This window comes from Arsukibacterium ikkense (genome assembly GCF_000987775.1).
GTDB lineage: Bacteria > Pseudomonadota > Gammaproteobacteria > Enterobacterales > Alteromonadaceae > Alishewanella > Alishewanella ikkense.
On sequence record NZ_LAHO01000013.1, the window covers coordinates 24,880 to 40,527 of the forward strand.

Sequence of the window (15,648 nt, forward strand, 5' to 3'; positions counted from 1 at the left end):
GGTTAGAGATCACATCAACCCACACCATACTACATATAGTCGTAGCCTAGTGCTTAACCACAAGATAGTGTGTAAGTTGGTTTTTAACAAGGCTTGACATTCGAAGAAAAAAAACACAGTTTCAGAAGGTTAGTAGCCACTAACTAGCTAATCCTTGTGGCTAAAAGTTGAACAATGAAGCAAGCTTTTTTATGGTTATAAAATTATTTGTTCTAAGCAGCGGTTTTAAGTAACTTTGTAAAATATAGCTTTTTAACTTCCTTGCGAATTTTTCCACCGGCTATGTAAAGCTTCCCCATTTTTAAGCTTGGGCAATACTTGCGCCGCAGCGATATTTCTAAGGATTCGCTTAAAGCTCGCCTTAATGTGTGAGATGTCACACTTTCGCGAAAATACTTGTAGAAGCTTTTTTGTGGATCACAAAAGATCTCCTGCTTGCGTTTAATGCTTAAGCCCACGGCTATAATGGATCAACGTTACTGTCTGATCGCTGTCACCTTACTTCTATTAGCTTCTGCCAGTTTTTCTTTTAGCTCAGCATTCTCATATTCCAGTTCATCGATGCGAGCAAAGGCTTGAACAAGCTTATCGTTAAGATGGTGCTGATTAGCCGCAAACAACGCTAACTTTGCTCTTTCAGCTTCGTACTTTTCTTTGAAATTATTTTTGATCCTCTTTTGTTCATTTAGCTTAATTCGAACCGATTGAATTTCAGGTTGTACATATTCGCCTTTGGCTTCGGCGATATCGTTTATGACCTGTTTTACTTTTTCCACAAATTTAGGGTAGTAATAGCCGCTGCCATTTCCCAAATCTGCCTCTTCCTCCACGGCTCTTACGCTGAGTTTGCGAAAGTTCGGTATGCGTTTTGGCTTACCTTGCACTATACGCTCAAGAGCAGCTTCAAGTAGTAGCAGGGTATTTTCACTCTTACTCATAATGCTGTTGTCCTTAATTCCGCTTCGAAAGCCGTAAATGGGATATTAAAGTCGGTCATAACGAGCTCTGCTGCTCGTATTTGGGTTATGTAATGACTGCGTTCACTAACAGAAATGTCTTCAACCGACGCCATATAAGCGGTCAAGCTACTGTGTTTTTTCTGCCACCATTTCGCTTGTTGCTCATCAATAATGCTACCCCCGGCGCTACAGTCCACACAAAACTGAGGGGCGACTACACCATCCATATCGCATTCGTATCCGTTCTTACAATAGCTATGTAATGAGCCGTGCAGGGTGAGCTTTCCGTCTTTAACGGCTTTGTATATCACCTCCCAAGAACTGTAGATGGTAGGCACATCACCGCGCATCTTCATGATGGCCTTGCCGTGAGAGCCCGAAAGCGTTTCATCAGAGTGCCACTGTTTATAGATTTTATTAGTCGTAGTCTCCGCATTAATGTCATCGAGAGCTTGCGTGATCTTTGGATCTACTTTTAAGCCTCGTAAACTTGCCAGTTTGCCACCGTTGGTATACCACTCAGTCATCGCGAGATATAAGTGCTTAAATTGCTGCTTGAGGGCAACTAATGTTCCCAAACGATTCTTCACACAGTAAAAAGCTAAGGTGCGCCTGAATTGGTGTGAGCTAAGACACCAAGGCTTACCCACAATAACGTTTTTTCTGATGCTCTCCTCTGAGCGCGGATTGGATTCAAGGCATTCCTGATAATCATCTGCCGTTGTAACAAAACAAAATTGCTTGCAAAAAAGTCGCAATCTAAAATTCCAATGACCAAAGACTTTAGGCGGCTGCGAACGATATTTTTGATTTAGCCATAATGTGTTGGTGTATTTTTTATCTGGGTAAGTGGCTTCATCTCGCCATCGCTCAGTTAATATCGTCATTAAATCGATGGCTGCTTTCGAAGAAGCTGCTGTTATCCATGTTTCTCGCTTTTCTCCTAATTTGAATGTGTGGGTTTGCAGCATGTGAAAAACACGGCCGGACATGGTATCTGTGTAGTAGCTATTTGGTGTTAGTTTATCCAACTCGGATTCACGCATGCCGCTGAACCCTCCCAAAACAATGTAGCTGGCGGTAAAGAGCTGCCCTAAATATCGGTTAAACTCTGGAGAATTATTCAGTGATAGCTCTGGGAGCTTAGTGGCCAATGGCTCAATGAGTGATTTAGGATGTTGCGGTTGATTATCTTCAATGCACTGTGCGTATTTTTGAGTGTCAATACTGCCATCGCCATTCATAAAAGCGAAAGAGCGATCTTGCTGTACTTTTTCATCAACAATTCGCTTACCCTCCTGGTAATTTGATTGGAGCGCTTGTTCCGTATCTGCTATCAATTGCGCGTAGGGAATTGCTGTTTCAATCAGGTGTATGGCCTTACCGTAAATTGCATGACATAAACGCTCTGGAATAACTAATGTTTGCTGCTTCTCTCTGTCGCTTAATTTTTCGGATTCTGAGCAAGGCTTAATAAATTCGAAACTAAGCGAGACTCTATGCCAACCCCTATCATGAATAGCTGCGTTGATACTTATAAATATATGCTGAATTGTGCTTTGGGAGAGGTTCTGTGCTTGGAGATAGTTTTTAAACTTTAACCATAATTTGGAGGATGAAAGCGCGGCTAACGATGATTCATTTTCTTGCATTAAGAATTGGTAAGCTTTCTTAATATTGGTCAAACGCGACACGACCGATGAGAATTTTAGACTCATCCGCTGCTTTGGACCTTTATTGAAAAGCCAACCAAAAGTAAAAACTTTTAGTTCACGTTGTAGTTTCGGTGCGGCGTTAAACTCGGAAAAGACGAGATTGTTTTTTTCTCTTTTACGTGAGAAAGGCAGGCAATTCCAATTGCTATCGCCAAAGGTTGCGGTGACTGTTCCCTTCTGATCTATGCAGATAACCGCCGCGTCCAGTTCCTTAAAACGCCCTGCATGGTACAGGGTAATAATGTCAACATTTTGTATTTTGTGGGCTTCAGAAATGTTGTCATCGTATAGGTGAGTATTCATGATGCTACCTGCTTAAGATTTAGGGATTAGACCAAGGACAGCGTCGGCTTCTTGCCAGTATGGGTGATGACCTTCATCAGCTAGTTTTGCTTCTGCTTGTTTTAGTAGCTGACTTTGGATACTTGGTAAAATTTTACCTTCAATAAATACCACTATAGCTTCGAAGTTTCTCCTATAGTGGCTTGCATCGAGGTGAAGGTAGAGTGATTCTTCGAGGCAAGCTTTAAAGCTTAGTAAACACCAAATATCCGCTAGGGATTGAACAATCACTTGGCTAGGGCAACCAAAGCAAGCCAGTAAATCCGCGCAGGCAAGTCTTTTGCCCTCAGGCAGTAGTCCTTGCCTAATAGCTCTCTTGGTATATTTTTCTGACTTTTCGCCAAAAGGTGTAGTGCAGCTAGTACCATTAGGTGTGCGACTTAACTCAGGCAGGTTGATTTTGTATTCTTCTTCGATGACCAAGACCTTTATGCCTAAATTTGCTTGCGCCTCTTTCGTGTTTATACCGCTTTTTATCTCTTCCTCTCGAATCGACATCGCATCTTGCATCATGCCGTTATTGGCGGTACGGTTTCCTTCACTATAGTGTCGCTGACGAGTTGTTGGCGTGTTGCTCAGCATGATGTCGTTCAACATTTCTCCTTGGTGGTAAGCGGTGATTTGAGCACCTGTCTCACGGAAACGACTAGCCATAGGCCGAAGTCGACGGCCCCTTTGGTCAGTAAAGGAAAAGTGCTTATCTATAAATTGCTTAAGGAATGTCTGAAGAGTCGGCTGACTCATCTGGGTGCTTGCATTTTTAATAACAGTTTGAAGCAGGTTTGTGTTTTCAGCGCTTGAAATTAGTCGTGAAGCATTAAGTAAATTATCGAAAAAATGCATTGCATATTTTGGTATGTCCAACTCATGTTCACCCATTTCAACTTGAATGGTTTTAAACGCACGACGTTTAAAAGCTGGCATGGTGTACCATGTCTCTCCAACCGCCATTGAGGCATTAGAGGGTTGTTTTAGGTTAAATAAATCACTGGTATTCGCATAAGTATAGTATGACAAAAGGTATGTGGCGGCGCTCATCATTTTGCTAATACCGGCGTATAACAGATACGTTTGACCTTTCCAGTTAAAGGTCATGGTAGCCGTTTTTTTATTAGCACCCATGTGGATCTCGGGTGCTTGAATAAACTGCGCATAGGTCTGTTTGAATAGACTTCGTAGAAATGGTAATAATTGGTTTAAATCGCTACGAGTATAAGCCTCAAAGGGCTCGCTATCGCTGCTTCCCATAACGGGAACGTTGTTAAAGTAAGTTGATGGGAAGTCTAAAAAATCAAGAAATATCACGAACATCAAACTGCGCCTTTGCTTATATGTGCTTCTTTTTATTAAACCCTGCAAGACCCTTGTTTGCTGATAAAACATAAAGCCTTCTAAAGAAGCTTGAACAAAAGCGGCTTTGTCGTGTGTATCGCACCAGCGAAGATATTGTGAACAAACAACAAAAATACTAATCAGAGTACGATTGCTTACTCCCTCTTCGATGTTTTCATCAAAGCGAGATTTGAGTCGAAGTATGAGTTCTTTGCGCTCTGCATCTTGAAATTGACCACCTTGCTGTAGCATTTCCGTCTTATGGAAATGCTTAATCAAGAATCGATTAAAATCTAGTAGCCTTGACTGGTTTTCGGCAACCAGTTGAATGCAAAGGTTTGGTTCCCAGCCATTAAGATAGGTGACATTATTCATCATCGTTTCCTAACGCTTCGTGCATGATGCCATCTAAAATTCCGAATTTTACCTTGAATGCTTCTTTGCGCTTTAGATAGTGTAAATATTTCCAAGTGGTGGTTTCGTTTCGATGACCCATCCAGGCCATCAACAATTCCATGGACTCCACTGGAGATAAGCCTGCTTCAAGTAAGTCACTTAAACGGTATGTGCCATACGTTGAGCGTAAGTCGTGAAAGCGATGTATGAACGAGGGACAGGTTTTCTTGATTGAAGTTCTGAACTCAGTCCATCTGGCTTCGATAGACTTAGCAGATACAGGGTTACCTTGCTCACTAACAAACAGGGGTTCATGGCGCATACACCGCTCAAGACTTTCAACTGTCACCTGCTTTAGGTTTGATGGGTTTTCAACAAAGGCTTTGAGCTTCTCATTCAGTTTTTTTACTCGCTTAAGTCTCCGTTCTGAGGTGAGATACTCATTGAGCGTTGCCAATAGTACGGAAGAAATCTCAACACGCCGCTGCTTTAGATATTTTGTTTGAACACCTGTTGATTGTGGTGACAGGACTATGTCGTAGCGATGCTCACTTTCCGTTAATGGTGTCGCGGTATCGAGAGCATTAAGTGATAGTGTTGCCACCTCTTGAATGCGCATTCCAGTATCTAGGGCAATTAATACCTGCAAGCGCAACTCTTCAGATGCACGAGGAAGGTACTGAGTCAGAATGTTAAGTGATTCATGAGTGAGTGGAAATAAAGGTCGAATATTTTTACTGCTTGCGTCCTTTGGTACTCTGATCCTTAGATCGCTTGTTGAAACAATGAACTTTGGCGATATGTGAGCAAGCATTCCGCTGCTTTTTACTGAAACGAACTCAATTTTAAAAGGAGCTTCTTTCTCACCATTTATGCATAAATACCCATCGTGCATTAACCATTTGTAATAGTTAACAATCTGGTTCATTCGGACGCTTGCAGTACTATGTGCTAACTCGCCTCGCCTGATTTGGTTTAACAGCTGTGAGCGAAAGAGATAAGTGGGCTTAAATCTTTTGATTGGAGGAAATTGATCCCATGCCAACCCTTTGTTTTCAAGAAATTGATAGTAGGCATGTAAAGCTTGCGCACATGGCAAAAGATCTTTCGCACCTTTTATTGCCTTCAGATAGAAGAGGTAGCTATTGGCTTCGTTATTAATTTTGCCGTCATGTGTAAATAAGGTTGGTAATGAACCTAAATTGTCTTTAATTGGTTTGCAATCGAACGAACCATCATCCAGTTTTTGTAGTTCAGTCTGTTTGAAAACATTGTTCGAGTGCACGAGATAAGCCATAAATCATCCTGAAAAAACTCACTGTCTAGCCAGTGTAGACAGTGATTGGTTATTTTCCAGATTTATTTATGTGTGTAAGATGCCTTTCCTACACTAACCTGTCATGGTACAGAACTCTTCCGCGCTGGTGGGGTGCAGTGCTACGGTTGCGTCAAAGTCGGCCTTGGTGGCGCCCATCTTCATTGCCACGGCAAAGCCTTGTAATACTTCGTCCATACCCTCGCCAATACCGTGCAGGCCCACCACTTTTTCGTCTTTACCGGCGCAGACCAGTTTAAAACGGCTAAGGGCGCGGTGGCTGGTAATGGCGTTATACATGGCCGCGAAGCTGGAGCGGTACACTTTGATATTGGCATCGCCATATTGCTCACGGGCCTGTGCTTCGGTTAAGCCAATAGTGCCGATAGGCGGGTGGCTGAACACGACAGTGGGAATAAGCGAATAATCCATATGCGCATCAGGCATAGCCGGGTTAAACAGGCGCTCGGCCAGTTGCCGGCCGGCTTTAATCGCTACCGGCGTCAGCTGGGCTTCGCCGGTAATATCGCCGACGGCATAAATGCCCTTGATATTGGTATTCTGGTATTGGTCGGTACGAATAAAGCCACGCTCATCAACGGTAACGCCTGCGGCTTGCAAATTAAGGTTGGCTGTTGCCGGCTCGCGACCAATGGCCCAGATCAGGCAGTCTACATCGGTAAATTCAACATTATTATCGCAGTATACCGTTAGCGTACCATCGCGGTTTTTCACCACTTTCGTCACATTGATATGTTTATGCAGTTGTAGTTTGTCCTGGCTCATCCGCTCCAGCAACATATCGGTAATATCCGGGTCAAAATCGCGCAGCGGCCGGTCTTTGCGGATTAATAAATGGCTGTCGCTACCCAGCGCATGCAATACGCCGGCGATTTCCACCGCGATATAGCCAGCACCAATTACCAGGGCTTTTGTCGGCTGCGCGGTTAAGGCAAAAAAACCGTCTGAGTCGATACCATATTCAGCACCCGGCACATCGGGGAGCAGCGGCTTGCCGCCCACGGCAATGGTAATATGGTCGGCCGTGATCTGCTCGCCGTTCACTTCCACTGTATTGGCATTAACAAAGCGGGCAAAACCTTCGATATATTCGACGCCATTACTGCTAAAGCCGCGCTGATAACCGGCATGAATACGTTCGATATAGGCCTGGCGATTTTTAACCAGAGTAGCCCAATCAAAGCCATTTTCGGTAAGTTTAAAACCATAATCGGTGCTGTACTTAATCGCCTCGGCAATATGGGCGCCATACCACATCACTTTTTTTGGTACGCAACCGACATTAACACAGGTGCCGCCCACGGCCTTTGCTTCAATGACTGCGGCGCTGACGCCCCGCATTGCTGCCCGGTTCGCCGAGGCAATACCACCACTGCCGGCGCCTATTGCCAGATAAGTAAAATGCCGTGTCATAATTGAGCCCTTAATTTTTTGCAATGATGTTGCTGCAATGTCGTTTATCAGTCAGATATAAGACCGCCGGCTGCTAAAAACAAGCACATTGCGACGAGCTGAGTGCTTGTCGCCTTGACAAATGCTGCGGACAGCCCAACATAAACAGCATTATTCAGGCCATTCGCAGGATGTTATATGTCGCAAGCTATCCCAACACAGCACACCGCACCAGGTAGCAATCCGCTACTAACCTTTACCGATTTACCGCCATTTTCGCAAATTAAACCTGAGCAGGTAAAACCTGCGGTTGAGGCGGCTATTGCCCAATCACGCCAGGCGGTTGAGCAGCTGCTGGCCGCGGCTAACATCAGTTGGCACACCCTGGTAGCACAACTGGAGCAAGACAGCGATCGGTTGGGCAAGTTGTGGTCGCCGGTGTCGCATTTAAATTCAGTGCTAAACAGCGCAGAGCTGCGTGAGGCCTATGAAAGCTGCCTGCCACTGTTATCTGATTTCAGTACCTGGCTGGGCCAGCATGAAGGGCTGTTTCAAGCCTATCAACAGCTTAGAGACAGTGATGAGTTTGCGGGCCTGGCCCCGGCACAGCAAAAGGTTATCACCAACGCACTACGCGATTTTAAATTGTCAGGTATTGGCTTATCCGCTGACAAAAAGCAGCGTTATGGTGAAATTCAAAGCCGCTTGTCTGAGCTGGGCTCCACTTTTTCCAACAACACCCTGGACGCCACCCAGGCCTGGTTTAAACATATCAGCGATGAAACCCTGCTAAGTGGTTTACCGGAAGATGCCCGTTTAGCGGCGGCGGAGGAAGCCAGCAGCCGTGAGTTAAGCGGTTGGGTATTTACCCTGGAATTCCCCAGTTATATCGCCATTATGACCTATGCTGACAATCGGCAGCTGCGCGAGGAAATGTATAGTGCCTATTGCACCCGGGCATCAGATCAGGGGCCGCATGCCGGTAAGTACGATAACAGTGCCATTATTGATGAAACGCTGGCACTGAAGCATGAGTTAGCCCAGCTACTTGATTTTGATAACGCCGCCGAAGAGTCATTGGCCACTAAAATGGCTGACAGCCCGGCCCAGGTACTGGATTTCTTAACCGACCTGGCCCGGCGGGCCAAGCCACAGGCCGAGCAGGATTTGGCTGAACTTAGTGCTTTTGCGACAGAGCAGTTTCAGGCCGCCGAACTGGCGGCCTGGGATGTTACCTATTACGGCGAGAAGCTGAAACAGGCGAAATACGCGGTTTCAGATGAGCAGTTGCGGCCTTATTTTCCGGAAACCAAAGTAGTACCGGGTTTGTTTACCGTGATTCACAAGCTGTTTGGGGTAACAGTAACCGAGCGCCAGGGCGTCGATGTCTGGCATCCGGATGTACGGTTTTACGATATTACTGATAGCCAGGGCGAGCTGCGTGGCAGTTTTTACCTCGATTTATATGCCCGCAGTCAGAAGCGAGGTGGTGCCTGGATGGATGACTGCCGCGGGCGGCGCCAGCTGCCAGATGGCACGCTACAAACGCCGGTGGCCTATTTAACCTGCAACTTTAATAAGCCGGTTGCTGGCAAACCGGCGTTGTTTACGCACGATGAAGTGGTAACGCTGTTTCATGAGTTTGGCCATGGCCTGCATCATATGCTGACCAAAGTAGATGCGGCGGCGGTAGCAGGTATTAACGGTGTGGCCTGGGATGCGGTGGAATTACCCAGTCAGTTTCTGGAAAACTGGTGTTGGGCACCAGAGGCGTTGGCGATTATTTCCGGCCATTACCAAACGGCTGAGCCATTACCAGAGGATTTACTGCAGAAAATGCTGGCAGCGAAAAACTTCCAGTCAGCGATGTTTCTGGTACGCCAGCTGGAATTTGCACTGTTTGATATGCGCTTACACAGCGAATACAACACCGCAGAGGGTGCCCGGGTACAACAGTTGCTGGATGAGGTGCGCAGCGAAGTGTCGGTTATTGTACCGCCGCATTTTAATCGCTTCCAGCACGGTTTTGGCCATATCTTTGCTGGTGGTTACGGTGCTGGCTACTACAGTTACTTATGGGCTGAGGTGCTATCTGCCGATGCGTTTAGCCGCTTTGAAGAAGAAGGTGTGTTTAATCCGGACACCGGCCGCGATTTTCTGCGCTGGATTTTAGAGCGTGGCGGTAGCGCCGAGCCGATGGAGTTATTCAAAGGTTTTCGTGGCCGCGAGCCGTCGAACGAAGCGTTGTTGCGCCATATGGGTATCGCAGGCTAAGCCATTAACATTTAATTAATTGCGTATTCAGGTATGCTCTGGCAGGATGAAATAAAAAGGAAGCTGGCTTATGAAATACCAAACCGCATTACTACCGTTGCTGCTATTCGTATTAACGGGGTGTCAGCAAGGTCAGGCGGCAAATGAGGAGCGGCTGCCACCTGAGCCGCTGGTAGAATTGATTGATCCGCAAAAAGATCCCATTGGTGCCGTTAAAGCGAGGGACAAACAAGTGAATATAAAAGTTGATCCAGACGTCAGTGCGTTGCGCCGGGAGGTACTGGCATTAATTGGTGATGCCAGTGCTGATGACAACAATCAGTGCCGGGTAGCCGGTTTTGGCCACAAGCCTTGTGGTGGGCCAGCGCAATATATTGCTTACTCTACCAAGAATGGTAATGAAGCCGACATTCTGAGCAAAATTGCTGCCTATAACGCCGCAGCTGAAGCCGAAAATATACGGCTGGGCCGATTATCAGATTGTGCGGTGGTACCCAAGCCTGAGGTTGAGCTCTCCGGTGGTCAGTGCAAACTGGTGGATAGCCGCAGTTACTAAAACAACAGGCACATTACAGCACGGGGTAGTATGGCTGGCACAGTGGAAAATTTTGCGGTAATTTATCAGCGTGCCTGCGAACGCAAAGGCGGCGAGCTGGCTGTTAAGGCACTTACCAGCCAGCCGTTACCAGCGGCAAAGCTGGCGCAGTTACCCGATAGCCTGCTGCTGGCTGAGCTAACCAAAAAAGTATTTCAGTCAGGCTTTGTCTGGCGGGTAGTGCGGCAGAAATGGCCAGGCTTTTGCGAATTATTTTTCGATTTTGATATTGAAAAAGTGCTATTGCTCAGCGATGAAATGCTGGAGCAAAAAGCCGCCGATCCGCGGATCATCCGCAATTTAAATAAAGTATTTACCATCCGTCACAATGCCCTGATGATTTACGATGTGCAGCAAACCGAACACAGCTTTGGCCGTTTTATTGCCGACTGGCCCAGTGACAACATTATTGGCTTATGGGCTTATTTAAAAAAACACGGGGCGCGGCTAGGCGGTAATACCGGGCCTTATGCGCTGCGGGCTGTGGGCAAAGATACCTTTTTACTGACTCAGGATATTGAAGGCTATCTGCGTGCATATGGCGTGTTCGATGGTGGCATCAACAGCCAGCGCAGCCAGCAGCAAATTCAGCAGCAGTTTAACCTGTGGCAACAACAGTCGGGGTTAAGCTTGCAGGAAATCAGTCAAATTGTGGCACTAAGCTGTGGCGACAACCAGCTAGGCATGCAGCGCTAAGTTACATTGCGCCATATTTGCTTACAAATTAGCTTTGTGGCTAACAAAAAGCCTCTTCTTGTTATTTTAACCCTGTGTTAGCGTAGTAATTTTGAGCACATGGAAAGTTACTATGCTTCAGATCAATGGCTTATGCAAAACCTACGATAATGGTGTTAAAGCACTCAATAACGTTAATTTAACTATTTCTAAAGGTATGTTTGGCTTGCTGGGCCCCAACGGCGCGGGCAAGTCGTCGTTGATGCGCACTATAGCGACCTTGCAAAACGCCGACAGTGGCAGTATTCATTTTAACGGCATTGATGTGTTACAAGACCCGGCTGCCTTGCGTAAAACCCTGGGGTATCTGCCGCAAGACTTTAGCGTTTACCCACGGATCAGCGCATACAAGTTGCTGGATCATCTGGCTATTTTAAAAGGGCTGACCGACAGCAAGCCGCGCAAAGAGGTGGTGGAAGGCTTGTTAGCCCATACCAATTTATATCAGCACAAAGACAAAGCAGTCAGTGGCTTTTCCGGTGGTATGCGCCAGCGCTTTGGTATTGCCCAGGCGTTGCTGGGCGACCCCGATTTACTTATTGTTGATGAACCGACAGCCGGCCTGGATCCGGAAGAGCGTAACCGTTTTCACAATCTGCTGGTCAGTTTAGGCGAGGAGAAAGTCATTATTCTTTCAACCCATATTGTTGATGACGTGGCTGAACTCTGCCCTGATATGGCGGTGCTGGCCGGTGGCGAAATTTTGCTGCAAGGTAACCCACAGCAACTGGTTAAAGAACTGCAAGGCCAGATCTGGAGCATTAGTGCCAGCCAAAGCGAGGCAGCCGAGCTGGAGCATAGCCTGCCAGTGATATCGAAGCGCTTATTTGCCGGGCGCACCGTGCTAAATGTGCTGGCGCCAGAGCCACCTGCAGGCTTTACTGCTTGTGCTGCCAGCCTGGAAGATGTGTATTTTTCTACCCTGCAACATGCCCGGCGTAACCCTGCCGGCCAGGCAGCCTGAGGAGACATGATGTTTATTGCAATGCTCAGGTTTGAACTTAGCTACTATTTACGTCAGCCGTCTTTTTATGTTGTGGTATTAATGCTGTTTTTAATCAGCTTTTTGTCGGTGGTCTCTAACTCGGTTAGCATTGGTAGTGGTGGCGAGGTATTAAAAAACGGCAGTTTTGCCATCGCTCAAACCCTGCTAACCCTGGGCATTTTTGCCATGTTTCTGGTGGTGAACTTTGTCGGGGCCAGCGTGCTGCGAAACAGTAGCCACCAAATGGAAGAGCTGATTTACAGCAAGCCTGTTGCCCCCTTTAGTTACCAGTTTGGCCGCTTTATCGGCAGTTATCTGGTAGTATTGCTGGTGTTTGCGGCGGTGCCTCTCGGTATTCTGCTGGGCAGTTTTATGCCCTGGGTAGATGCCAGCCGCTTTGGTCCAACCCAATTAAGTTATTATTTTAACGCGTTTTTTCTACTATCCGTTCCCAGCTTATTTATTTTATCGGCATTATTTTATGCCATTGCCCGCCGTTTTCGCTCGATGATGGCGCTGTATCTGGTGGCTGTCGTCTTGCTGGTGTTTTATATCCTGGCCGGCAACTTCGCCAGAATGCCAGAGTATCGCGAGTTAGCCGCCCTGCTCGACCCCTTTGCGGTGCGCACCTATGCCGACATTAGCCGCTACTGGACCATTATTGAAAAGAATAATGAACTGGTCAGTTTAAGCGGGGTGTTGCTGCAAAACCGTTTGTTATGGTTAGCGGTAGCGACTGTGTTGCTGGCCATGGCCGGCTTATTCAAGTTACCCAAGTTAAGCCGGGGTCGTGATAAAAAAACCAGCGCCAAACAGCGGGCTACGCCACTGGTGCTACTCAGTACTCTGCAGCAAAAAGCCAATGGTTTTCCTGTGGTGCCGATGTTTGTTACCCGGATGAAGTTTGAGTTTAGGCAGGTGATTGTTACCGCGCCGTTTTTTATTCTGGGCTTACTGACTGTGGTTAACCTGGTGGGGCCGATGTTTGCTGATTTTGGCTGGTATGGTACCTCGAACTGGCCGGTTACCCAGGCCATGGTTAGCGATATTGTCGGCGCCATGAGTCTGATTATGGTGGTGGTGACCGTGTACTACTGCGCGGAGGTGGTATGGCGTGAACGCAGCTCAGGCATGGGCGATATTATCGACAGCTTGCCGGTACCCAATCTGGTGTTCTGGCTGGCCAAGTTTGTCGCAGTATGTCTGGTTATGGCGCTGCTGTATCTGTTTGCTGTCGCTACCACAGTGGTATTTCAACTGATCAAAGGCATTGATGATCTGGAGCTGGCGCAATACCTGGTAAGGCTGGGCTATTTTACCTTGTTGCCCTTTATGCTCATGGTAGTGCTGGCGTTTTTCCTGCAAGTGGTTAGCCCAAACAAGTATGTGGGCATGGGGCTGTTTGTTGGCTATTACTTGCTGAGTCTGGTGTTGGCATCCTGGGGCTATGGCCACAGCCTGTATAACTTTGCTATGTCACCTTCTATCGGCTATTCCGACTTAAACGGCTACGGCTGGAGCCTGCAAACGCATAGCTGGTATATGTTGTATTGGGGCGCCATTGCTGCGGTATTGTTTATAGTTGGCTATGGTTTGTACCATCGTGGCCCGTTACAAAAGCTAAAAGTACGGCTGCGTCAGCTACCTTACCAGTTGGGCCGGGCGGGTATGACAACGGCAGCTGCCTGTGTGCTGCTGGCGCTGATAAGCGGTGGTTTTTTGGTCCAGCAAACCCGCTTTGTTAACAGTTATCAAACCTCTGAGCAGCGCATGGACATGCAGGCCGAGTATGAGAAGCAATTTGCTCATTTAAAAGATACGCCGATTTTAGTGACGACCCGGGTAAAAGCTGAGTTGGATATATACCCGCAGGCCCGGGAAGTACAAGCCCGGTTACTGATGAGTTGGCAGAACAAGTCGGCCGAGCCGATCGAGCGCTTGCTGGTTACTTGGCCGGAATATACCGAGCAGCTGACGATAACTATTAATAACGCTACCCTAACTGAGCGTGATAAGCATTTTCGCCAATCCTGGTTGACCTTTGCTAAGCCGATACAACCCGGCGAGCAGGTCAGTGGTGAAATACGATTGCTGCGCCAGAATCGCGGTATCAAAGAAAATAATTTTGATTACAGCGTAGTGGAAAATGGCACCTTTATTAATAACTGGGAACTGCTGCCACGCTTTGGTTATCAGGATAGTTACGAGCTGCAAGATCGGCATGAACGGCAAAAGCGGGGTTTAGCGCCGCGTGAACGGGCCAACAAACTGGAAGATAGCCGCTTTTATCGGCAAAACTTTTTTGGTCAGGACGGAGATTTTATTCAGTTTGAAGCCGTGGTTTCTACCAGTGCTGATCAGACTGCGTTAGTGCCGGGCTATTTGCAGCGGCAATGGCAACAAGATGGCCGCAACTATTTCCATTACAAAATGGATAAGCCAATGGTCAACTTCTACTCCATTTCGTCCGGCCGCTATGCAGTGGCCCGCGAGCAACATAATGGCATAGCTATTGAGGTGTACTATCACCCCGGCCACCCGTGGAATGTGGCGCGAATGCTGGAGTCGGTGCGCGACTCCATCGACTACTTCAGTGAGGCATTCGGGCCTTATCAGCATCAGCAAATGCGGATTATCGAATTTCCGGGCTATCGCAGCTTTGCACAGAGCTTTGCTAATACCGTACCTTACTCCGAGCAAATTGGCTTTTTAACCGACTTGCGGGATCCGGACAACATTGACCCGGTTTATTATGTTACAGCACACGAGGTGGCACACCAGTGGTGGGGCCACCAGGTTGGCGCAGCCGATGTACAGGGTAGTGCAGTCATTTCCGAAAGCTTGTCGCAATATGCCGCACTGATGGTAATGCAGCAAAAATACGGCCAGGGCAATATTCGTAAATTTCTGAAATATGAACTGGATAGCTACCTGCGGGGCCGTTCATCAGAGCGCATTGGCGAGCAGCCATTGCTGCGCTCAGAAAACCAAAGTTACATTCATTACCAGAAAGGGTCAGTGGTGATGATGGCCATTGCCGACCGGCTGGGTGCAAGCCGGCTGAATGCTAACTTAAAAGCGTTTGCCGCGCGCTATCAGTACCGCAATGACCCTTTTCCGACAACTGAAGATTTAGTACGGTTTATCAGTCTGGACACCGATGAAGCCGAAGCGGCTTTTATCAGCGATCAGTTTAACTATATCACCCTGTACGATCTGCGTCTGGCCAACACCAGCACAGAGCTGTTGGACGATGGCCGCTATAAGGTGGTGCTGACGATAATGGCCGATAAACTGCAGGCTGATGAACGGGGCCAGCAAACTAGCGTACCGCTAAATGAGCACATTGATATTGGCCTGTTTAGTGGCGATCCGAACAAGTTTAGCAGTGACAACAATGTGTTGTACTTGCAAAAACATTTATTGCGAAGTGGCGAAAATGTCATAGCACTTACGCTAGCGCAGCAGCCGCTGTTTGCTGGTGTGGATCCCTTTGTGAAGTTAATTGACCGCGACAGCGCCGATAATATCGGCCGGGTTAGCCGATAGCGGCGAAGCCTGGTGGCAATAAAGTAAACTCACTCTGG

At 47.3% G+C, this 15,648-nt stretch carries 10 protein-coding genes; 5 read left to right on the forward strand and 5 right to left on the reverse strand.

The window, feature by feature from the left end:
• Positions 1 to 476 precede the first annotated feature (476 nt).
• From WG68_RS13205 to gorA, 5 genes are all read right to left on the reverse strand, one after another.
• Positions 477 to 938, reverse strand: a complete 462-nt coding sequence (locus WG68_RS13205; protein ID WP_046558184.1) for a hypothetical protein — start codon at positions 936 to 938, stop codon at positions 477 to 479.
• On the reverse strand, positions 935 to 2,977 hold the full coding sequence (locus WG68_RS13210) for a hypothetical protein (protein ID WP_083981887.1): 2,043 nt from the start codon (positions 2,975 to 2,977) through the stop codon (positions 935 to 937). Before WG68_RS13210 ends, WG68_RS13205 begins: the two co-directional genes overlap by 4 nt.
• 12 nt (positions 2,978 to 2,989) lie before the next feature.
• A complete protein-coding gene (locus WG68_RS13215) occupies positions 2,990 to 4,726 on the reverse strand; it encodes a hypothetical protein (protein ID WP_200897599.1) in 1,737 nt (578 codons plus the stop codon).
• Positions 4,716 to 6,041: a site-specific integrase gene (locus WG68_RS13220; protein WP_046558187.1), complete on the reverse strand. Its 1,326-nt coding sequence runs from the start codon at positions 6,039 to 6,041 to the stop codon at positions 4,716 to 4,718. Before WG68_RS13220 ends, WG68_RS13215 begins: the two co-directional genes overlap by 11 nt.
• Positions 6,042 to 6,134: 93 nt before the next feature.
• Positions 6,135 to 7,493 (reverse strand): glutathione-disulfide reductase, encoded by a 1,359-nt coding sequence (gene gorA, locus WG68_RS13225; protein ID WP_046558302.1) that lies wholly within the window; start codon positions 7,491 to 7,493, stop codon positions 6,135 to 6,137.
• Positions 7,494 to 7,670: 177 nt separating this feature from the next.
• On the opposite strand from gorA, the gene prlC reads away from it, so the two are divergent.
• From prlC to WG68_RS13250, 5 genes are all read left to right on the forward strand, one after another.
• Positions 7,671 to 9,746: an oligopeptidase A gene (gene prlC / locus WG68_RS13230; protein ID WP_046558188.1), complete on the forward strand. Its 2,076-nt coding sequence runs from the start codon at positions 7,671 to 7,673 to the stop codon at positions 9,744 to 9,746.
• Positions 9,747 to 9,816: 70 nt separating this feature from the next.
• Positions 9,817 to 10,302 carry a hypothetical protein gene (locus WG68_RS13235; protein ID WP_046558189.1) on the forward strand — a complete coding sequence of 162 codons (486 nt, stop codon included), beginning with the start codon at positions 9,817 to 9,819 and terminating at the stop codon, positions 10,300 to 10,302.
• A gap of 30 nt (positions 10,303 to 10,332) precedes the next feature.
• Complete coding sequence (locus tag WG68_RS13240) at positions 10,333 to 11,037, forward strand: DNA-3-methyladenine glycosylase I (RefSeq protein ID WP_046558190.1); 705 nt, start codon at positions 10,333 to 10,335, stop codon at positions 11,035 to 11,037.
• Between the two features lie 112 nt (positions 11,038 to 11,149).
• Complete coding sequence (locus WG68_RS13245) at positions 11,150 to 12,040, forward strand: ABC transporter ATP-binding protein (protein ID WP_046558191.1); 891 nt, start codon at positions 11,150 to 11,152, stop codon at positions 12,038 to 12,040.
• A 6-nt stretch (positions 12,041 to 12,046) separates the two neighbouring features.
• Complete coding sequence (locus WG68_RS13250) at positions 12,047 to 15,610, forward strand: ABC transporter permease/M1 family aminopeptidase (protein WP_235357737.1); 3,564 nt, start codon at positions 12,047 to 12,049, stop codon at positions 15,608 to 15,610.
• The last annotated feature ends 38 nt before the right edge of the window (positions 15,611 to 15,648 follow it).

Coding starts and splice junctions, on each gene's coding strand:
- WG68_RS13205 (WP_046558184.1), bottom strand. CDS start 938: ATGAGTAAGAGTGAAAATACCCTGCTACTACTTGAAGCTGCTCTTGAG.
- WG68_RS13250 (WP_235357737.1), top strand. CDS start 12,047: ATGATGTTTATTGCAATGCTCAGGTTTGAACTTAGCTACTATTTACGT.
- prlC (WP_046558188.1), top strand. CDS start 7,671: ATGTCGCAAGCTATCCCAACACAGCACACCGCACCAGGTAGCAATCCG.
- WG68_RS13235 (WP_046558189.1), top strand. CDS start 9,817: ATGAAATACCAAACCGCATTACTACCGTTGCTGCTATTCGTATTAACG.
- WG68_RS13215 (WP_200897599.1), bottom strand. CDS start 4,726: ATGATGAATAATGTCACCTATCTTAATGGCTGGGAACCAAACCTTTGC.
- WG68_RS13245 (WP_046558191.1), top strand. CDS start 11,150: ATGCTTCAGATCAATGGCTTATGCAAAACCTACGATAATGGTGTTAAA.
- gorA (WP_046558302.1), bottom strand. CDS start 7,493: ATGACACGGCATTTTACTTATCTGGCAATAGGCGCCGGCAGTGGTGGT.
- WG68_RS13240 (WP_046558190.1), top strand. CDS start 10,333: ATGGCTGGCACAGTGGAAAATTTTGCGGTAATTTATCAGCGTGCCTGC.
- WG68_RS13220 (WP_046558187.1), bottom strand. CDS start 6,041: ATGGCTTATCTCGTGCACTCGAACAATGTTTTCAAACAGACTGAACTA.
- WG68_RS13210 (WP_083981887.1), bottom strand. CDS start 2,977: ATGAATACTCACCTATACGATGACAACATTTCTGAAGCCCACAAAATA.